At 40.2% G+C, this 19,692-nt stretch carries 17 protein-coding genes; 10 read left to right on the forward strand and 7 right to left on the reverse strand.

What is annotated here, in order from left to right; translation table 11 throughout:
• The first annotated feature begins 647 nt into the window (after positions 1 to 647).
• Positions 648 to 1,736, forward strand: coding sequence for a PfkB family carbohydrate kinase (locus CD33_RS01915; RefSeq protein ID WP_036197646.1), 1,089 nt, complete (start codon positions 648 to 650; stop codon positions 1,734 to 1,736).
• 1 nt (position 1,737) lies between these two features.
• The gene (locus CD33_RS01920) at positions 1,738 to 2,652 is read left to right on the forward strand and encodes a pseudouridine-5'-phosphate glycosidase (protein ID WP_036197648.1); all 915 of its coding nucleotides are present in this window, start codon (positions 1,738 to 1,740) and stop codon (positions 2,650 to 2,652) included.
• 92 nt (positions 2,653 to 2,744) lie between these two features.
• On the opposite strand, the gene CD33_RS01925 is transcribed toward CD33_RS01920, so the two are convergent.
• Positions 2,745 to 2,966 (reverse strand): DUF1128 domain-containing protein, encoded by a 222-nt coding sequence (locus tag CD33_RS01925; protein ID WP_036197650.1) that lies wholly within the window; start codon positions 2,964 to 2,966, stop codon positions 2,745 to 2,747.
• Positions 2,967 to 3,138: 172 nt separating this feature from the next.
• Here CD33_RS01925 and CD33_RS01930 point away from each other — a divergent pair, with 172 nt between their 5' ends.
• Positions 3,139 to 3,468 (forward strand): YtxH domain-containing protein, encoded by a 330-nt coding sequence (locus tag CD33_RS01930; RefSeq protein WP_036197652.1) that lies wholly within the window; start codon positions 3,139 to 3,141, stop codon positions 3,466 to 3,468.
• A 26-nt stretch (positions 3,469 to 3,494) separates the two neighbouring features.
• Positions 3,495 to 4,421, forward strand: coding sequence for a YihY/virulence factor BrkB family protein (locus CD33_RS01935; protein ID WP_036197653.1), 927 nt, complete (start codon positions 3,495 to 3,497; stop codon positions 4,419 to 4,421).
• Positions 4,422 to 4,464: 43 nt separating this feature from the next.
• On the opposite strand, the gene CD33_RS01940 is transcribed toward CD33_RS01935, so the two are convergent.
• The 3 genes from CD33_RS01940 to CD33_RS01950 all read right to left on the reverse strand — a co-directional run bounded on the left by CD33_RS01940 (position 4,465) and on the right by CD33_RS01950 (position 8,540).
• On the reverse strand, positions 4,465 to 6,363 hold the full coding sequence (locus CD33_RS01940) for a heavy metal translocating P-type ATPase (RefSeq protein WP_036197655.1): 1,899 nt from the start codon (positions 6,361 to 6,363) through the stop codon (positions 4,465 to 4,467).
• A gap of 265 nt (positions 6,364 to 6,628) precedes the next feature.
• The gene (locus tag CD33_RS01945; protein WP_036197657.1) at positions 6,629 to 8,179 is read right to left on the reverse strand and encodes a fumarate hydratase; all 1,551 of its coding nucleotides are present in this window, start codon (positions 8,177 to 8,179) and stop codon (positions 6,629 to 6,631) included.
• Positions 8,180 to 8,342: 163 nt separating this feature from the next.
• Positions 8,343 to 8,540, reverse strand: coding sequence for an SE1561 family protein (locus tag CD33_RS01950; protein ID WP_036197659.1), 198 nt, complete (start codon positions 8,538 to 8,540; stop codon positions 8,343 to 8,345).
• A gap of 546 nt (positions 8,541 to 9,086) precedes the next feature.
• Here CD33_RS01950 and CD33_RS01955 point away from each other — a divergent pair.
• A complete protein-coding gene (locus tag CD33_RS01955) occupies positions 9,087 to 10,265 on the forward strand; it encodes an MFS transporter (protein WP_036197661.1) in 1,179 nt (392 codons plus the stop codon).
• 109 nt (positions 10,266 to 10,374) lie between these two features.
• Here the strand turns inward: CD33_RS01955 and nspC are convergent, their stop codons facing one another.
• Both nspC and CD33_RS01965 read right to left on the reverse strand, forming a co-directional pair.
• Positions 10,375 to 11,517, reverse strand: a complete 1,143-nt coding sequence (nspC, locus tag CD33_RS01960) for a carboxynorspermidine decarboxylase (protein WP_036197663.1) — start codon at positions 11,515 to 11,517, stop codon at positions 10,375 to 10,377.
• On the reverse strand, positions 11,518 to 12,744 hold the full coding sequence (locus CD33_RS01965; protein ID WP_036197665.1) for a saccharopine dehydrogenase family protein: 1,227 nt from the start codon (positions 12,742 to 12,744) through the stop codon (positions 11,518 to 11,520).
• Positions 12,745 to 13,107: 363 nt separating this feature from the next.
• Here CD33_RS01965 and CD33_RS01970 point away from each other — a divergent pair, with 363 nt between their 5' ends.
• From CD33_RS01970 to CD33_RS19345, 5 genes are all read left to right on the forward strand, one after another.
• The gene (locus tag CD33_RS01970; protein ID WP_036197667.1) at positions 13,108 to 13,908 is read left to right on the forward strand and encodes an MIP/aquaporin family protein; all 801 of its coding nucleotides are present in this window, start codon (positions 13,108 to 13,110) and stop codon (positions 13,906 to 13,908) included.
• 64 nt (positions 13,909 to 13,972) lie between these two features.
• On the forward strand, positions 13,973 to 15,463 hold the full coding sequence (gene glpK / locus CD33_RS01975; protein ID WP_036197669.1) for a glycerol kinase GlpK: 1,491 nt from the start codon (positions 13,973 to 13,975) through the stop codon (positions 15,461 to 15,463).
• 179 nt (positions 15,464 to 15,642) lie between these two features.
• Complete coding sequence (locus CD33_RS01980; protein WP_036197671.1) at positions 15,643 to 16,020, forward strand: GntR family transcriptional regulator; 378 nt, start codon at positions 15,643 to 15,645, stop codon at positions 16,018 to 16,020.
• A 13-nt stretch (positions 16,021 to 16,033) separates the two neighbouring features.
• A complete protein-coding gene (locus CD33_RS01985) occupies positions 16,034 to 17,125 on the forward strand; it encodes a DUF1648 domain-containing protein (protein WP_036197674.1) in 1,092 nt (363 codons plus the stop codon).
• A 27-nt stretch (positions 17,126 to 17,152) separates the two neighbouring features.
• Positions 17,153 to 17,944: a CPBP family intramembrane glutamic endopeptidase gene (locus CD33_RS19345; RefSeq protein WP_052129903.1), complete on the forward strand. Its 792-nt coding sequence runs from the start codon at positions 17,153 to 17,155 to the stop codon at positions 17,942 to 17,944.
• Positions 17,945 to 18,218: 274 nt separating this feature from the next.
• Here the strand turns inward: CD33_RS19345 and rlmD are convergent, their stop codons facing one another.
• Positions 18,219 to 19,580: a 23S rRNA (uracil(1939)-C(5))-methyltransferase RlmD gene (gene rlmD, locus CD33_RS01995; protein ID WP_373906674.1), complete on the reverse strand. Its 1,362-nt coding sequence runs from the start codon at positions 19,578 to 19,580 to the stop codon at positions 18,219 to 18,221.
• Between the last annotated feature and the right edge of the window lie 112 nt (positions 19,581 to 19,692).

Here is a 19,692-nt window from a genome sequence, read left to right on the forward strand (position 1 = left end):
TTGGGAATTGTCCGTGAGAGCGGTTCTATTGGACAAAAAAACGCGAAACCCGCCGAGAATTGTCCATGAGCCCGCTTCTATTGGACAAAAAATTCCGAACTCCGTGGGAATAGTTCATGAGCCCGGTTCTATTGGACAAAAAACGCGAACCCACCGAGAATTGTCCATGAATCCGGTTCTATTGAACAAAAAAACGCGAACCCACCGAGAATAGTCCGTGAGCCCGGTTCTATTGGACAAATAATTCCCGAGTAGCCGAGAATTGTCCCTGAGAGCGGTTCTATTGGACAAAAAAACGCGAACCCACCGAGAGTTGTCCGTGAGACCGGGTCTATGGGACAAATAAAACCGAACCCACCGAGAATAGTCCATGAGCCTGGTTCTATTGGACAAATAACTCCGAACCCCCCAAGAATTGTCCATGAACTCGATTTCAATGGACAACTCAATCGTGAATTTATGAAAATTGTCCATAAGCCCTGTTCGATTGGACAATTCATTCCTAACTCAATCGAGAATAGTCCATGAGTGCGTGGATTAAACCACCTTTAAAAATTATCCCGGTGAAAAATATATTTACCTTTGACGAATATTAAACAAAAGTTTATAATTATAAACAAATGTTTATGAATTGGGGTGGAATGTGGGTGAATGAAAAAGAACAGCTCGTTCTTCAAACGATCAAGAACAACCCTTTTTTATCGCAACAGGAAATGGCGGAAGCCTTAAATATGTCAAGGCCGGCTTTAGCGAATTTAATTTCCGGGCTTACAAAAAAAGGCGAGATTATAGGGCGTGCCTATGTACTGCCTGATAGAAACTCGATTTTTGCAATCGGAGGAGCGAACGTCGATCGTAAGTTTCACCTCAACGGTTACGTGCAATATGGAACTTCAAATCCATCTACCGTAACGGAAAGTGTCGGGGGGGTTGCAAGGAATATTGCCGAAAACTTAGGACGTTTTGGCAATGAAGTGAAGCTAATTACACTTCTTGGAAAAGACCAAGGCGCCAACTTCATTGAAAAGGAAAGTCAGGCATTTGTGAATCTGGATTATGTCGAAATACTGACTGATGTTAAAACGGGTTCCTATAGTGCAGTATTGGATGCGCATGGGGAATTAATACTCGCAATGGCGGATATGTCTATTTACGATTCCATGCTGCCATCTGTCATCAAAAAACACGAGGCACTTCTCAGTAATGCAAAATGTATAATTGTTGACCTGAATTGTCCGAAAGAAACGGTTGTTTACTTGCAAAACCTTGCTTGTTCAAGAGGGGTTCCATTTGCAATAATTCCGGTATCTGCACCGAAAATAAAAAATATGCCCGATGATCTCATCGGAGTCACTTACTTCATCTGCAATCGTGATGAAGCGGAGGCATATCTCAACATCCGTATACTTAATGACCAAGATTATTCAATTGCGGTCAAAATGCTCCTTGAAAAAGGGGCGAGCAATGTCATTTTGACTTTGGGCGATCAAGGCGCCATGGTTGGTAATGTGGATGGCGTATTTTACTTTAAGGCTGAGAAAACAACTGAAATTATCGATGTAACCGGTGCTGGAGATGCTTTCGTTGGAGGGTTCTTGCATGGCATTCTAAATGAAGAGCCATTTATGAGTGCCGTGAAATTTGGTCAAGATAATGCAAGGAAAACTTTGCAGTCGGATAAAACAGTTAGAACAGATATCACTGTTGATGAACTAAACAATTGGAGGAATAACTAACATGGAAAAATATCTATCTTATTCACAAGAAGTATTAGAGGCAAAGGAAAAAGGGTTGCCGATTGTAGCACTGGAATCAACAATTATTTCGCACGGAATGCCATATCCGCAAAACGTACAAACTGCTAGGGAAGTAGAACAAATTATTCGTGACAATGGCGCTGTACCTGCAACGATTGCCATTATCGATGGAAAAATCAAAATCGGTCTAACGGACGAGGAACTTGAAATGTTCGGAAATGCGGATAATGTGGCAAAAACTTCGCGACGTGACCTAGGCTACCTGTTAGCAACGAAAAAACTTGGAGCTACAACTGTGGCAGCGACTATGATTGCTGCAGAGCTTGCTGGAATCGAACTGTTCGTAACAGGAGGTATTGGCGGGGTCCATAGAGGAGCGCAAAACACTATGGACATTTCTGCAGACTTGGAAGAGCTGTCTCAAACGAATGTAGCCGTTGTATGTGCTGGAGCAAAATCAATCCTTGATATCGGCTTGACACTCGAATATCTTGAAACAAAAGGTGTGCCGGTTGTAGGCTTTGGAACGGATATGTTACCGGCGTTCTATACGAGGGAAAGTGAATTCTCCGTAAACATCCGTCTGGACTCGGCAAAAGAAGTGGCAGACATGATGAGAGCGAAATGGGATTTAGGTCTACAAGGCGGTTCTGTCATTGCCAACCCGATACCAAAAGAAGAAGCAATGGATGCGAGTTTTGTCAATGGCATTATTGAAACAGCACTTGTTGAAGCTGAAGAAAACGGCATTAAAGGGAAAGATGTGACACCATTCCTGCTTGGAAAAGTGAAAGAATTGACGGAAGGAAAATCGTTGGAAGCAAATATCGCCCTTGTAAAAAATAATGCAAGAGTTGGAGCAGCCATAGCGGTTGAATTAAACCAAAATAAATAATGCTCTTACAACATAAAGAACTTAGGAAGTAAGAGTTTATCCATAAAAAAAGTTTCCCCGCCAGATTTCAAATCTAGCGTTGGAAACTTTTTTTACTTTCTTAATGTGCCAAGTTCGGAAACGATAGCCTGCATTTCACTTGGACTGAACGTATTGCGTTTCATCACCATTTCGTAAAGATACAGTATATCCTCATAATGTTCATCTGTGAAATGTTCTGATTTCATAGCGTCAACATTTACCATGCGTAGTTTTTCCTTAATTTGCTCGATCATAAAAGAAACATTTTCGTTTGATGGTTTTGTCAAATCCATTTTTGTTCCCACCTTTCAGGAGTATCCATATAATCATTCCATTCAATGCCCTTCTTTGTCAATAACAATTGATGCTTACTTCAAAAAGGATTATTTTTCTATTACAATGGGTAATGTAAAGAAAATATTACCATAAATTATGGGTTTTAACTTTGAGCGGGAGGTAATGATAATGAGTGAAAGTAAATTAGTTAAATCAATTTTGGCAGGAGCTATTATCGGTGCAGTTGCTAGTATGTTTGACCGTAAAACGAGAGAACATACAATAGAAACAACAAAAAAAATGAAGGATCATGTGGTTTATTATGCGAAAAATCGGGATGAGTTACAACAACTGATTGAACAAAAAGTAGAGGCAGCACAAAAAATATATGTGAATACATCGGAGAATATTAATGCCATTGTAAGCAAAATTGAAGAAGTAAAGCAAATTCCCAATAGTGTCCAAAATAACAATATAGATAAAAAGAGTGAGATAATACTGCCGGAAAATTTGAACTAAGTGGACCGAGGGGGAGTGGGCAAGATTTGAGTGAAGAGAAAAATGCGCAAAATAATGATGTATTATCCATAGCAAAATCCTTTGTAGACCCAGATGAGGCCAAAATTGATGTAACAACAACAAAAGGATTTTTCCAGGATTTGATCGTACGGATGCGGGACGTTGATATTTCGGGTATGGGAGCTCAATTAGCTTACTTCTTCTTATTATCATTTTTTCCTTTATTAATCTTTATCGTGACCTTATTGCCTTATCTCAATCTTAATCAAGAAGATGTATTTGACTTCATCCAAACAATCGTACCGACAGAAGTCTTTTTGCTAACACAAGGAACCTTGACCGAAATACTGACAACCCAAAATGGCGGCGGGCTGTTATCTATAGGGATTTTAGGTACACTTTGGTCTGCATCCAGGGGAGTCAATGCCTTGATTAAAACATTAAATGGCGCTTATGAAACGGAGCCGAAATCTGGGTTGATTAATCGGGCATGGTCGTTGGTTTTTACCATTGCCCTAGTGGTCGTCATTTTAATCGTTTTGTTCATCTCCATATTTGGCCATCAATTTGCCTATAATTTGTTTGATTTTTTAGGGGTTGAAGAAACATTCGCGAGTTTTTGGGAAATGATCAGATGGGTGCTGCCACCGACATTAATTTTCTTGGTTTTAAGTTTAATGTACTGGATCATTCCGAATACAGACCCGAGGCTACGTGTTTTCAGCGTTCTGCCGGGAGCCATCTTTTCGACTATATCATGGGTCGCATTAATTTATGGGTTTTCCATTTATATCAACAACTTTGGAAACTATGCTTCCACGTATGGAAGTATCGCTGGGGTCATCATCTTGATGCTTTGGCTGTACTTCACCGGGATGATCCTCATATTTGGAGGGTTATTAAATGCAACTATGCATAAAAGGAGTTTAGTTAAAAAGGGTTATAAAGAATAATAAGAGAAAGAGCTTTTGCAGCTGGATGCAAAAGCTCTTTTCATTACCCTCTTAACATCCGCAGGCCGTTCAAGATAACCAAAATCGTACTGCCTTCGTGACCAATGACACCAAAGGGCAGGTCAACAACTTGCAGAAAGTTGGAAATGATTAACAAGGCAATAACGGCGATGGAGAAGATGATATTTTGTTTTACGATTTTTTGCATTTTCTTGGATAAAGATACAGCGTAGGCAATTTTGGATAAGTCATTTTTCATTAAGACGACATCTGCGGTCTCAAGAGCGACATCTGTTCCTCCGCCCATGGCTATTCCAACAGTGGCCGTTGCCAGGGCAGGGGCATCGTTAATGCCATCGCCCACCATCCCGACATTTCGGTAATTTGCCAAGTAGTTTTTCACATGACTAACTTTAGTTTCGGGCAAGCATTCGGCAATATATTCATCAACTCCAGCTTCTGCTGCTATAGTTTTGGCTGTTTTTTCATTGTCTCCAGTCAGCATAGTTACTTGGATGCCGAGCGTTTTTAGAAGTTGTATGGCTTGTTTTGCTTCATCACGTACGGTATCTTTCAAGGCGACCAATGCTGCAATGCCTTCTGTATCCTTTAGGAAAATAACCGTTTTGCCTTCCTCGGCAAACTGTTTTGCTGCGTGATCAGCAAATTGCACCGCCTCTTCTTTGCCTACGAACTCAGGCTTCCCAACAAGATAAGTGGACTTTTCAATGTTGGCTTTTAATCCCCATCCAGGTACTTCTTCTATTTCTATCCCCTGAATGGGCTCTATCTCATTGTTGTAAGCGTATTGTACAATGGCTTGCGCCAAAGGATGATTCGATTGGGATTCGATAGCAGCCAAAGTGGCGATTGTATCACTTTTGTTTAAAGAATCCCTCACAATCACATCGGTTACAACAGGAGTTCCGGCAGTTAGGGTGCCGGTTTTATCGACGGCCAATAATTTCAGGACACTTAAATTTTCCAGGTGTACGCCACCTTTAAACAGAATGCCGTTTTTAGCCCCATTTGAAATCGCAGCCAAAGTGGCAGGCATGATTGAAGCTACCAGCGCACAAGGCGACGCAACTACCAATAAAACCATCGCCCGGTAGAAGGTTGTTGTATAGTCCCATCCAAGCAGAAAGTAGGGTAGGATTAGCATTAAACCAACTGCGAATAGAACGAATTTCACGTAAGTTCCCTCAAAGCGTTCAATGAATTGCTGAGAAGGGGATTTTTCGCTTTGTGCTGATTGTACAAGGTTAATGATCCTTTGGAATAAAGATTCTGAATTCGGTTTGGTCATTTTGACGGTCAGTGCCCCGTTGAGATTCACTGTACCAGCGTAGACCTCTTCACCAAGTGATTTTGTAACAGGAAGGGATTCGCCGCTTATGGCAGATTCATCAATTGACGAAGTACCTTTAAAGATACGGCCATCTGTTGGGATTCTCTCTCCTGGTTTAATTAAAACATGATCACCAACTTTCAATGATGAAACGGCTACCTTTATTGGTTCGAAACCACCCCGGACCAACCAAGCCTCCTCAGGCTGCAAATCCATCAGGGAGGAGATTTCGCGATGGCTTTTATTCATGGCATAGGTTTCAAGGGCACCACTTAGTGCAAAGATAAAGATTAGGATTGCACCTTCTGTCCAATAGCCGATAATAACCGATCCGGTAGCTGCTAAAATCATCAGCACCTCAACATTTAATTGTTTGTTTTGGACGGTATCCAAAATACCTTCTTTTGCTTTGGCATATCCACCAATTACGAATGCAGCTAAGTATGCGATAACAGAAGCTGTTGATAATCCTGTGGACTCCATTCGCCAAGCAAGTAATATAATGAGACCCGATACGATAGCGGCTATTAGTTCTCCATGTTCCTTTATTTTCTCAATTAGATACTCATTTTCTCGATTGCAATTCCCCATATTAGCCTCCTTTTGATAATGAATATCACTATCACAGTTTAATATTGATTGATATGATAATGGTTTTCAATTGGAAAACATATTAACGAAATTGATTATTAATTTATAATTATTATAATATAGGGGAGTGGAAAAGTAAATCCACTATGATTCTTTCTTTTAAACAGTAGTTGCATAGAGTTACTCTTGTGTGGAGCATTGGGGTTTCGAGGAAAAATAAAAAACCTGCAAGAATGAATTCTAGCAGGTTTTGGAATTTATTTTATTAGAAAACGCGTTCTGCGAATTGAGCGAGTTTTTCTAGTGATGATTTCTCTACATCTGCGTGTAGGGAGTTGCCATGTGAGTCCATCGTTACTACTGCAGTGAAGCCTTCAACATTCAAATGCCACATTGCTTCAGGAATACCGAACTCTTGTAAATCAACACCGTCTACACTCTTGATGCAATCTGCATAGTACTGTGCTGCTCCTCCGATTGCATTTAAGTAGACACCGCCGTGTTCTTGTAACGCAGCCAGTGTTTTTGGCCCCATGCCGCCTTTACCGATTACAGCGCGAATCCCGAATTTCTTCATGATATCGCCTTGGTAAGGCTCCTCACGGATGGAAGTTGTCGGTCCAGCTGCTTTCACAGTCCAGTTTCCTTCTGCATCTTTTGCCATTACAGGACCACAGTGATAGATTACTTGTCCATTTAAATCAACCGGTGCGTCGTGGCTCATTAAGTGGTGGTGGATTGCATCACGGCCAGTGTACATGCGGCCGTTAATTTTAACAACGTCCCCAACTTTAAGTTCACGGATTTGTTCTTCGGTAATCGGAGCAGTAAGTTCAACCACGTTGTTTTCTGATTGCTGTTCTGTTTTAGGCTCATCACGGAAAGTAATTTTTTCGCCTTCCTGATAGTGCCAGTTCGTAATTTCACCAGAAGTTGGGTTGATATCGATCGCCATACGACGGTAAGCCCAGCAGTTGTAAGCTACAGAAACGTAGAATGAAGCCGGGATACGGTGCATAACGCCGATTTTGCAACCTAGTAAAGTAGCTTCACCACCGAAGCCCATTGTACCAATGCCAAATGTATTCGCTTTCTCTACGATGTAATCTTCCAATTTAGCTAAATCTTCGTTTGGATTTACGTCATCAACGTGGCGGAATAATTGTTCTTTCGCAAGATCGTATCCGGAAGAGCGGTCACCGCCGATACCTACACCAATGAAACCAGCAGAACACCCTTGTCCTTGTGATTGCCATACAGAATGCAGGATACATTTACGGATACCGTCCAAGTCACGACCTGCACGTCCGAGCCCTTCTAATTCACATGGTAAGCTGTATTGGATATTTTTGTTTTCACAGCCGCCACCCTTAAGTATTAATTTTACTTCAATATAGTCTTTTTCCCACTGCTCAAACTTCACGACAGGAAGACCATCACCCAAGTTGTCCCCACTGTTTTTCCCAGTCAATGAATCAACTGAATTTGGACGCAATTTTGCATCTTGTGTCGCTTTTACAACTGCATTTTTAATGGCAGCTTTAATTTCTAGCTGGTTCACGCCGACTGGAGTTTTTACTTTAAATGTTGGCAGTCCAGTATCTTGGCAGATCGGTGAAACATTATCCTCTGCCATGACGATATTATTTGCGATCGTGTCTAGGCTCATTGCCGCACGAGTACCAGCGTTTTCAGCATCTTTTGCTTTTTTTATGGCACGGCGAACATCTTTCGGTAAATTCGTTGAAGTTTCGCTAACTAAGTCATATAGACTTTTCTCTAGTGTTTGTAAATATGAAGTTGCAACTTGAGACATTGATATTCCCCCCAGAATATTTTAATTTCCATCACTTATTATACCTTTTTCATTTCACGAAAAAAAGAGTCCTAGAAATTTAACAAAAATAATAGCTATACTTAATGATGATGGTAAAATCGAAAAAAGATGCCTCCAAACTTGGGGCATCCTTTCAGTAGTATCACTCTTTTGTAAAATCGTTTCGGTTATTGAATTGATCCATTTTATCTTCCACATCATCAAGCATTTGAATCAATCTGTCGATATCTTCAATATCTGCAGTTTCGGGATTGATGGCATCCAGTACCTCAACAAAGATTTGAAGGCGTTCTTTTAAGTAGTTTACTTGTTTGTTTTTATCTGTAATAGAGTTCGACATAATTCCACCTCTTTCATCATGAGACCATCATAGCGAATTTATAAATAGAGTTCAAATAAAACAAGAAAAATGTGGCAAGTAGTACGAAAGAATTAAATTATCCAACTACTAATTCTGAATATTTACAAAATTAAAATAATGTGATAAATTCAATATATCAAATCGAAGGGGGATGGTCGAAAAAATGATGCTCACTCTACAAAAAGAAGGAGGGAGTTTAAACAAGTTTTCGGCTGTCAGGTAAAGCCGTTTAATGTTTATGCAAGCATATATGGAGGAAATTGAACTGTAAACCCCAGCATCCAACAATTGGTGAGATGCTGGGGTTTTCAATTTGCAAAAAAGTGTAAACATAATTAAACTAGGCAACCATGGCTGACCGTCTTGGTTTTTTAGTACTAACAGACTTCCATTTGAAGCTATTGTGCAAATATCCTCGTGAAATTTTTGCACAGTTTGGTTAGCAAAATATTGAAGCTATTTTCAAATTGTTGTGATAATATATTACGGTATTATTACGCGATGAGTTTTAAGTTGGGGGAAATTATGATAGCAACAAATAGTTATGAAAGACGTAGGTTTTGGATATTAATAATCATCGTTTCTATTTCAGGATTTTCGCAGGGGATGTTGTTGCCCCTCATATCGGTCATCTTTGAAACGGATGGTGTCTCGTCGACGTTGAATGGTTTAAATGCGACGGGCTTATACATAGGTACTTTATTGATTTCACCGTTTATAGAACAACCGTTAAGAAGGTTTGGCTATAAACCGATTATCATAGTTGGTGGTGCGATTGTTTTTATCTCGCTATTACTGTTTCCATTTTGGCAAAGTGTCATGTTTTGGTTTATATTACGATTGCTTATCGGCATAGGGGATCACTGCCTTCATTTTGCCACCCAAACATGGCTAACAACTTCTGCCCCGGAAGGTAACTTGGGTAAAAGCATGTCCATATATGGATTATCTTTTGGAGTGGGGTTTGCTGTAGGGCCATTGATGGTGAACTTAGTCAAGATTTCGGAAACATTGCCGTTTATCGTATCTTCCGTACTGTGTTTAATTGCTTGGTCATCTGTATTCTTTATCCAAAATGAAAAGCCGGAAGTGTTAAAAGGGGACAGCTCGGAAAACAATACTTTCTCGCGCTATAAACTATCCTTTAAATATGCATGGGTAGCATTCTTGCCTCCATTTGTTTATGGTGTATTGGAAACTTCGCTAAATGCACTGTTTCCGGTTTATGCCCTACGCAAAGATTTTGATGTATCAATGGTTTCGGTTATCCTTGCCGCATTTTCCATAGGTGCGATTCTGACTCAAATACCTATTGGGGTAATCGGTGATAAAATCGGCAGAAGAAAAGTCATATTAATCGGCATTTTAAGTGGTGCAGTACTATTTGGGATTGGGAGCCAATTAGAGCATTCAGAAATACTGGTCATGTGCACTTTCCTGGTATCCGGAATGTTTATGGGATCATTGTTCTCCTTGGGGATTACTTATATGGCGGATTTAACACCGAAAGAATTATTGCCGACAGGGAATCTGCTATGCGGAATATTTTTTAGTCTCGGGAGTTTGACTGGACCGTTCATCGGTGGGCTCTACTTACAATTGGTAGAAACGGTAAGCTTTTTATTGTTTATTTCTGGTATGCTATTTATTATTTATTTCATCATTCTCATCTTCGGGAAGAAATTAAAAGAACAATCAAATTGATAAAGAGGTAGGGAACAATGTCTCCCTACCTCTTTCAATATACAATAAAATTATCAGAATTGTTTATAAATTGTGTGTGTGCCTGGCACTCATACAAAACTCACACAATTTAGGACAATCTGTTGCGATAGTCTTCGTAGCCGAATTGACGGATTACTTTTACGCCTTCTTCTTCGTTGTATAGACAGATGCTTGGCAGGTTAACACCGTTGAACATATGTGTTTTTACCATCGTATAGTGGGCCATATCTGTAAATACAATTTTGTCTCCGGCTTTAAGGGGTTCATCGAATGAATAATCGCCAATTACGTCCCCAGCTAAACACGTCATACCACCTAGGCGATATGTATAAGGCTTGTCATTTGGTGTACTTGCACCGATAATTTGAGGTCGGTAAGGCATTTCCAATACGTCTGGCATATGGCATGTCGCCGATGTATCCAGTATTGCAATTTCCATACCATTTTTTACGATATCAAGTACAGTTGTTACAAGGTAACCGGTATTTAAAGCGATTGCTTCACCTGGTTCCAATATGACTTTTACATCATACTTATCTTGCATGTAGTTGATTAATGATACAAGTTTTTCTACATCGTAATCTTCACGAGTAATATGATGACCGCCGCCGAAGTTGATCCATTTCATTTGATGTAGATACTCACCGTATTTTTCTTCAAAGTGAACCAAAATACGTTCAAGTACATCCGAACCTTGTTCGCACATCGCATGGAAGTGAATCCCTTCTACGCCATCAAGCTCGTCGGGACGGAATGAGTCAACGGGAATTCCCAAACGAGAGTTGATGTAGCATGGGTCATATAAAGGTGTTTCCACTTCTGAGTAACCAGGATTTACACGTAACCCAATGGATACATGTTTCCCTTCGACACTTTGTACTTTTTCTTTGTACTTGTGCAATTGGTCAAAAGAGTTGAAGACAATATGATCCACATATTTCAAATACTCATCAATTTCATGCTCGGCATATGCCGGAGCATAAGCGTGAACTTCTTTACCGAATTCCTCGTAGCCAAGACGGGCTTCAAACAAGGAACTTGAAGTAATCCCTTTTAAATAGTTGCGTGCCATAGGGAAGGTCGAAAACATCGAGAATCCTTTAAGTGCAAGCAAAATATCACAGCCTGTCCGATCTTGCACAGACTTTAAAATTTCAAAATTGCGTAATAGCAAACGCTCGTCCACTACGAAACTAGGAGACGGCGCTGCTTTCCAATCGATAGCTTTCATTTACTTTGCCTCTTTTTCGTCAAAGTTTAGATCGATCAGTTCAGGATTAAAGCTTTCTTGCCATGGAAGACCCCATTTATTTAAAGCATCCATGAATGGATCTGGATCAAACTCTTCTACATTATATACACCTGGTTTTTGCCAAGTGCCATTCATGACAAGCATTGCACCGATCATGGCCGGAACGCCGGTTGTGTATGAAATTGCTTGAGATCCGACTTCGCGGTAGCATTCTTCATGGTCGCAAACGTTATAAACGTAGTAAGTTTTCTCTTCACCATCTTTAATTCCTCGAGCGATGATCCCGATGTTTGTTTTACCTTTTGTACGTGGCCCAAGTGAAGCCGGATCAGGTAAAACAGCTTTCAAGAACTGTAGTGGCTGAATCATTTGTCCCTCGTATTCAATCGGTTCAATAGATGTCATGCCCACATTTTCCAAAACATTTAAGTGAGTGATATATTTCTGAGAGAATGTCATCCAGAAACGAATTTGCTTAATTCCTGTAATGTTTTTCGCCAAAGATTCCAATTCTTCATGATAAAGAAGATACATATCTTTAGGACCGATCTCAGGGAAGTTATAAACTTCTTTATGCTCTAGAGGTGCTGTCTCTACCCATTCGCCTTCTTTCCAGTAACGTCCGTTTGCTGTAATCTCGCGGATGTTGATTTCTGGATTGAAGTTTGTAGCGAAAGGATAACCGTGATCGCCGGCATTTGCATCCAAAATATCGATATAGTGAATTTCATCGAAGTAATGTTTTAATGCATATGCCGAGAATACGCCTGTTACACCTGGGTCAAAGCCGCTACCTAAAAGAGCTGTCAGGCCAGCTTTTTCGAACTTTTCTTTGTAAGCCCATTGCCATTTATATTCAAACTTAGCTGTTTCAGGTGGCTCGTAGTTAGCTGTATCAACGTAATGCACACCTGTAGCTAAACATGCATCCATAATTGTTAAGTCTTGATATGGTAAAGCTACATTAATTACCACATCTGGTTTAAATCCATTGATTAATTCTATTAGCTCGTCAGTATTATCCGCATCAACTTGCGCAGTATGGATAATCGTTTTTCCACCGTCTAATTTTTCTTTTAAAGCATCACACTTAGATTTTGTTCGGCTCGCGATCATAATCTCTTCGAATACTTCCGAATTTTGTACACATTTGTGCACCACAACGCTAGCAACACCGCCAGCACCAATAATCAATGCTTTACCCAATTCTTTATAACCCCCAAATATTTAATTTATTAAAACAAAACGATTATACACAATAATGGTTAGGGTATCAATTAAAAATCGTTGTTGTTTTGTTGATTTAAATAAAAGGAAATAGAATACTAGGAAAACATGGAGATAAATGGAGGAATTTGTTTGTTAAAAATGCACTCTTCCAACTGATTTTTATTTTATTTTCACCTTTACGAATAATTAAAAATGCTGCAGCGTAATTATTAGTGAAATGACAACGCTTCCACCTTCATAAATTTTTAAGTACATAAAAAGAAACATTTATTGCCCTCATAAATCTTGATAATAAGTCAGTGTTTCTTTTTTAAATTTAAAACTAAAGGAGATGTTGGTATGTCGCCGTTTTGGGGAGAAGTGTTAGGTACAATGATTTTGATATTGTTTGGTGCCGGGGTTTGTGCAGGAGCGAATTTAACGAAGTCATATGCTAAAGATGCTGGTTGGGTTGTAATTACTCTTGCCTGGGGGCTGGGAGTTACTTTAGGAGTTTTCGCGGTCGGCAACATTAGTGGTGCGCATTTAAATCCGGCTGTAACGGTTGGATTGGCGTGGACTGGGGATTTTGCTTGGAGTGATGTTCCTTTATATATCCTTGGCCAATTAATAGGGGCATTTATCGGGGCATGCATTATCTTCCTTCAATATTTACCTCATTGGAGAGCAACAAGCGATCCGGGTGCAAAATTGGGAGTTTTCTCGACAGGGCCAGCAATTCCGCATACGTTTTCTAATCTATTAAGTGAGTTTATCGGAACATTTGTATTATTGCTAGGACTGCAATTTATCGGAGCAGGTGAATTTACAGAAGGTTTGAATCCAATTGCGGTAGGGCTGTTAATCGTGGCGATCGGTATGGCGTTCGGTGGTACTACTGGATATGCAATCAACCCTGCCCGTGATTTAGGCCCTCGAATTGCCCATGCGGTCCTTCCGATTGCAGGGAAAGGTTCGTCCAATTGGAAATACTCATGGATACCGGTTGTCGGGCCTCTGCTTGGCGGTTCTCTAGGTGCTTTATTCCATAAGGCGGCATTTAATAATTCCTTGACAACGGAGTTCTGGATTGTCTTGGTGATTTCGGTTCTCGTGTTTGCCATTGCTTACTTTGTCAGTCCGAAAAGATTTGCAAGCTAGATAGTTTGGTAGAGAAATAAAATGAGTGTTTCATAAATTGATTCATATATTTGGGGGAGAAAAAATGGGAAAATATATTTTGTCAATCGATCAAGGAACTACTAGTTCACGCTCAATCCTTTTTAATAAGCAGGGAGAAATTATTCACAGTGCCCAAAAAGAATTTACTCAAATTTTCCCGAATCCTGGCTGGGTCGAACATAATGCCAATGAAATTCTAGGATCCGTTTTAGCTGTAATTGCTACTTGTTTATCTGAGGCCAATATCCGTGCGGAGGATATTGCATCGATAGGAATCACAAACCAAAGGGAAACAGCGGTAGTTTGGAATAAAGAAACAGGAAGTCCAATATACAATGCAATTGTCTGGCAATCCCGTCAAACAAACGAAATATGCGAAGATTTAAAAAAACAGGGATATAATGAACTTTTCCGTTCAAAAACCGGGTTATTAATAGATGCTTATTTCTCGGGAACAAAAGTGAAGTGGATCTTAGATAATGTGGAAGGGGCACGCGAATTAGCCGACGATGGAAAATTGTTATTCGGTACAATTGATACTTGGCTGATCTGGAAATTGTCTGGTGGAAAAGCGCACGTGACCGACTACTCCAACGCCTCACGTACACTTATGTATAATATTTATGATTTAAAATGGGATGAGGAGCTACTGTCGATCCTGGATATACCTCAATCGATGCTGCCGGAAGTTTGCGCTTCATCCATGGTATATGCAACAACGGATAAGGAACACTTCTTTGGGCATGAGGTACCGATTGCAGGGGTTGCCGGAGACCAACAAGCCGCTTTGTTCGGGCAGGCGTGTTTCGAAAAGGGAATGGTCAAAAACACCTATGGAACCGGCTGCTTTATGTTGATGAACACAGGTGAAAAACCAGTAAAATCCGAACATGGCTTATTAACTACATTGGCTTGGGGGCTTAATGGCAAGGTAGAGTATGCGCTTGAAGGCAGTATCTTTGTGGCTGGTTCAGCTGTTCAATGGTTACGTGATGGATTGCGCATGTTTAACAATGCTGCTGAAAGCGAGAAGTATTGCAGAAATGTTGACTCAACAGATGGCGTATATGTTGTGCCGGCCTTTGTTGGTTTAGGGACACCATATTGGGACAGTGAAGCGAGAGGGGCGATATTCGGGTTAACTCGAGGAACGACAAAGGATCACTTTGTGCGTGCTACTGTGGAATCACTTGCCTATCAGACGAAAGCTGTCCTCGATGCGATGGAAAAAGATTCCGGGATTTCACTAAAAACACTGCGTGCAGATGGGGGAGCGGTGAAAAACAGCTTCTTAATGGAATTCCAAAGTGACATATTAAATGTTCCCGTTGAAGTACCGAAAGTGAATGAAACAACTGCACTTGGTGCTGCATATTTGGCTGGGCTGGCGGTTGGATTCTGGAAGGACCAAGAGGAAATCGCATCACAATGGGCAATTGATCAATCCTTTAAGCCTAATATGGAGGAAACAAAGAGGAAGGAACTAGTTGACGGCTGGGAGAAAGCCGTTGCGAGCACTAGAACATATAAATAACTTGGCGGTTACTCATTTGTTCAAAAAACTTTGTGCGATATATACAACTTAAGTAAATAATAATTAGGAGGAGGCTTTTAAGCTTGCCTCCTTTTTATTTTTCCGTTATTTGAAATTTGTTCTATTAATTATAGAACAGTTTTGTTATAATAAACATATAACAGATTGGAGGGGATTAAGTGATTATTCGAATTGAAGCTGAAGCGGATGTTCCAATCTATACACAATTAACAAACCAAATAATTGTAGGAATTGCACGAGGGGAAATTATTCCGGGAGATTCCCTGCCTTCCGTTAGAGCGTTTGCCGCAGATCTTGGAGTAAACATGCATACAGTCAACAAAAGCTATCATGAACTGGAAAAAAGGGGGATCATCAAAATTGTCCCGAAATCAGGTGCCATTATTTCACCGATGGAACAGATAACCAGTGAAAAACAACAGCAAATATTATCTGAACTAAAACCAGTTTTGGCCGAAGCTTTAGTGTTGGGAGTAAGTAAAAAAGAAGTGCAGCAACTTGTCGGCACTATATTAGAAGAAATGAAAGAAAGGTAAAGGAGGAATTGGCGTGTCATTTATCATCTTTTTCATCGTTACATTATTTATCGCAGTGATTCAAACGATTATCCCGTACTTAGTTAATCGGACGATTGTGTTCGGTGTATCGATACCGGAACAGTACATTGATAGCAAAACACTCAAGAAATATAAAAAACACTATTCAATAAGCGTGGCATTTTTCTCCGTGATGATCTTAGGATCCTACGTATTATGGGTTTTAAGAAATGATCGGTTGGATAACCAAGTTGCACTAACGGGTGTGATTATTGAATTTGCGCTGATATTGATCAGTTTATCCTTTTATTTGTATTATCACGGGAAAACGAAACAGTTAAAACAGCAAAATAAGTGGGTTGAGAATTTAAAGCAAATGAAAGTAACCGATTTATCGGTCCGTGGACAAGATGAAATGTTGCCTTGGTATATTTATCTGTTGCCGATTATCTCAACCGCTGGATTGATGGCTTACACATTAATGAACTATGACATGTTGCCAGACCAGATTCCGACTCACTGGGGACCGGGTGGGGAAGCGGATGCATTCACAAAGAAGACGCCGATTTCGGCAATGCAGCTGACACTCGTTTTATTGTTGATGCAATCCATGTTTTTGGGCATCCATGTGGCGACAAAAAAATCGGGGATCAAGCTCAGTGCAACTTCACTACAAGCTTCCCGAAACAGGCAATTACTCTTAAGGAAGTATTCAAGTTGGTTGCTATACATTGTCGTACTGGCCGTCACGATGTTGATGAGTTACTTCCAGTTGATGACCATTCATCCGGAAATCGGGGAAGGGTCCGCCAAAATGTTGATTCCGTTCGGTTTCCTCGTATTGGTTTTGGTGGGGACTCTAGTTTTTGCTATAAAAGTTGGCCGTTCGGATAAAGAGCTGGAAATGCCAATTGAAGCAAAAATTATGGACCATGACGAAGATCGATACTGGCGGGGCGGAATTTTCTATTTCAACAAAAATGATCCTTCCATCTTCGTTGAAAAACGGTTTGGTGTAGGTTGGACCATCAACTTTGCCAATCCGCTCGGATATTTTGTTATCTTTCTGCCATTAATTATTATTTTTCTAATCGCCTTTTTATAGTGATTAACTTAAGATGGGGTGTAAGTAATGAAAAAGATCGACTTGAAGATTTCACTGTTTTTGGCAGTCATCTGTTTGATTGGTGGTTTTTTTGTCTTGCCATACCAAATAGCAACCTTGCAAGACACATTTCCACAGGAAAACGACAGTTTAATAGAGGCATTGCCTGTACCCTATTCCTTGATGTTGGTAATCAATTCAATTCAAATACTAATGATAGCATTTTTCCTATCCTTTATAGGGATTAAACTAGCTAGAAAAACCGGGTTCTCGTTATCTATCCTGGATGCTTTCTTTCAAAAGGAGAAAATTAAGCTAGAGACTCGAAAGGTTATCGTATCAATAGTCTTTGGATTCATCACCGCGTTTGTCCTGGTTGGAATGGACCGATTTTACTTTCAGAACAAAATAGAAATTCTCGGTGAGCTTCAATCAGGATTTTCTCTAATGGGTTTGCTGGCCGGGATTTTCTATGGCGGAGTGTTTGAGGAAATCATGCTGAGACTGTTTTTTATGAGCTTGCTCGTATGGATATTGATGAAACTCTTCAAACGAGATGAGAAAAAATTGCCGAATTATTATTATTGGATCTCGATTCTGATTGCGTCCATTGTATTTGCAGCGGGCCATTTGCCTGCTACAAATATGTTATTTGGTGAATTATCATTCGTTTTGATTGTGCGCTGTTTTGTACTGAATGGCATCGGAGGGATCTTCTTTGGATACCTTTACTGGAAAAAGGGTTTCGAGTATGCGGTCATTGCACATATGTTCACTCATATTTCTCTGCAATTATTGTTCAATCCGCTTTTTCACTAACAAAAAGAAACCGTCCCAATTTGTTGAAGGGACGGTTTCAGACTGTTGACAAACGCTTCTATCCTGCGTTGGTTGTCTCGTTCGTCCCCTCATGAACGTAATGTTCTATTCATCTCTTCACTCGACTGCCCGCCTTGTCTGCGAAACGTTTTCAAGACAGTCTGAATAACTCATTATTTGTAAGGAATTAACCTAAAAAAATGTAGACAAAGTCGAATATCGACTTTGTCTACACTCTGAAACCGTCCCATTTTTTGATGGGATGGTTCATTTTTTATTTATTTTTCAAAGTTAATTTAGCCACAATTTCAACACGAGCGGTTTGAGGGAACATATCAACAGGTTGGATATAATCCACTTTATAAATTTTCGTTAGTTCTTGTAAGTCTTTTGCAAACGTCGATGGGTTGCAAGATGTGTATACAAAACGTTTCGGCTTGATTTGCATCACAGTTTTGATGAAGCTTGGAGCAAGACCTGTACGTGGCGGATCCACCGTTACGACATCCGGAGTAAATCCTTCCCGTTTCCATTTTGCTAACCATTCTTCTGCTGTTCCAGTGTAGTAACGTGCATGCTTAAGTCCGTGGTTGCAGGCATTTTTCTTGGCATCGTCAATACTTTCGGGAACGACATCCATCCCGCGTACTTCTTTAGCTTTCGGTGCTAGCCATAGGCCGATAGTTCCCACACCGCAATAAGCATCCACCACTTTTTCCTTTCCTGTTAACTCGGCAGCTTTTTTAATTTCATTATATAGATGAACTGTCTGTTCCGGGTTTAACTGGAAGAAAGCACGGGTAGATAAATCAAATGCTAGCTCGCCCAATTTTTCATGAATCGTTTCTTTGCCATGCAAAAGTGTTGTTTCATCGCCAAAAATTAGCGATGTTTTTTCACGGTTGATATTCTGGGTAATCGAGACAATGCTTGGATCGATTTTTAGCATACGTTCAATCAATTCAGCTTTGTGGGGTATATCTTTTCTAGTTGTGACCAAGCATACTTGGGTTTCGTTAGTATGGATGGCGGTACGGACAACGATCGTTCTCACTAATCCGTCCAAAGTTTTACCATCATAAATGGAAATATTTAACTTTTGTAATATTTTTCGCGTTGCTACAGTTATTTTCGATGTGAGTGGATGTTGAACAGCACAGTCATTGATGTTCAACAGTTTATTTGTTCCTTCGGAATAAAGGCCTGCATAAACACGTTTTCCTTCCTTGCGTACCTGGAAAGAGCTTTTGTTACGGTAATGCCAAGGGTTGTCCATCCCGATTGTAGGACGAATATCGGCTGTGTCCGCCACAGACTTTACATACTTTTCCAGAGATTGTATGACCATATCACGCTTTTCTTTTAGTTGCCCATCATATGTTAAATGCTGCAGCTGACACCCGCCACACTCGTTATACACAGGGCAGCTTGGTTCTTGACGGTCTTTGGAAGCCTTGCGTACATTCAATATTTCTGCCTCGGCAAAACTACGTTGCACCTTAGAAACTTTTACCGTTACTTCTTCCCCTGGGAGTGCGCCTTTTACAAACACGACATTGCGTTTATAAAAGCCGACCCCTTCACCATTAATACCTAATCTTTTTATAGTTAAAGGGAACTTCTGGCCAAGTTCCATCAATATTTTATCGCTCAAAAGCGTTCACGTCCTTTAATAAGTTCATCTAATCATTATAACGAAGGAGGCACTTAAAGCAAATGAATAAATATTTCCTGTAACTCACGTATTT

Source organism: Ureibacillus sinduriensis BLB-1 = JCM 15800 (assembly GCF_000772955.1).
In the GTDB taxonomy this organism is placed as follows: Bacteria; Bacillota; Bacilli; order Bacillales_A; family Planococcaceae; genus Ureibacillus; species Ureibacillus sinduriensis.

Coding starts and splice junctions, on each gene's coding strand:
- CD33_RS01920 (WP_036197648.1), top strand. CDS start 1,738: ATGGAAAAATATCTATCTTATTCACAAGAAGTATTAGAGGCAAAGGAA.
- CD33_RS01925 (WP_036197650.1), bottom strand. CDS start 2,966: ATGGATTTGACAAAACCATCAAACGAAAATGTTTCTTTTATGATCGAG.
- CD33_RS01930 (WP_036197652.1), top strand. CDS start 3,139: ATGAGTGAAAGTAAATTAGTTAAATCAATTTTGGCAGGAGCTATTATC.
- CD33_RS01940 (WP_036197655.1), bottom strand. CDS start 6,363: ATGGGGAATTGCAATCGAGAAAATGAGTATCTAATTGAGAAAATAAAG.
- CD33_RS01945 (WP_036197657.1), bottom strand. CDS start 8,179: ATGTCTCAAGTTGCAACTTCATATTTACAAACACTAGAGAAAAGTCTA.
- CD33_RS01950 (WP_036197659.1), bottom strand. CDS start 8,540: ATGTCGAACTCTATTACAGATAAAAACAAACAAGTAAACTACTTAAAA.
- CD33_RS01955 (WP_036197661.1), top strand. CDS start 9,087: ATGATAGCAACAAATAGTTATGAAAGACGTAGGTTTTGGATATTAATA.
- nspC (WP_036197663.1), bottom strand. CDS start 11,517: ATGAAAGCTATCGATTGGAAAGCAGCGCCGTCTCCTAGTTTCGTAGTG.
- CD33_RS01970 (WP_036197667.1), top strand. CDS start 13,108: ATGTCGCCGTTTTGGGGAGAAGTGTTAGGTACAATGATTTTGATATTG.
- glpK (WP_036197669.1), top strand. CDS start 13,973: ATGGGAAAATATATTTTGTCAATCGATCAAGGAACTACTAGTTCACGC.
- CD33_RS19345 (WP_052129903.1), top strand. CDS start 17,153: ATGAAAAAGATCGACTTGAAGATTTCACTGTTTTTGGCAGTCATCTGT.
- rlmD (WP_373906674.1), bottom strand. CDS start 19,580: ATGGAACTTGGCCAGAAGTTCCCTTTAACTATAAAAAGATTAGGTATT.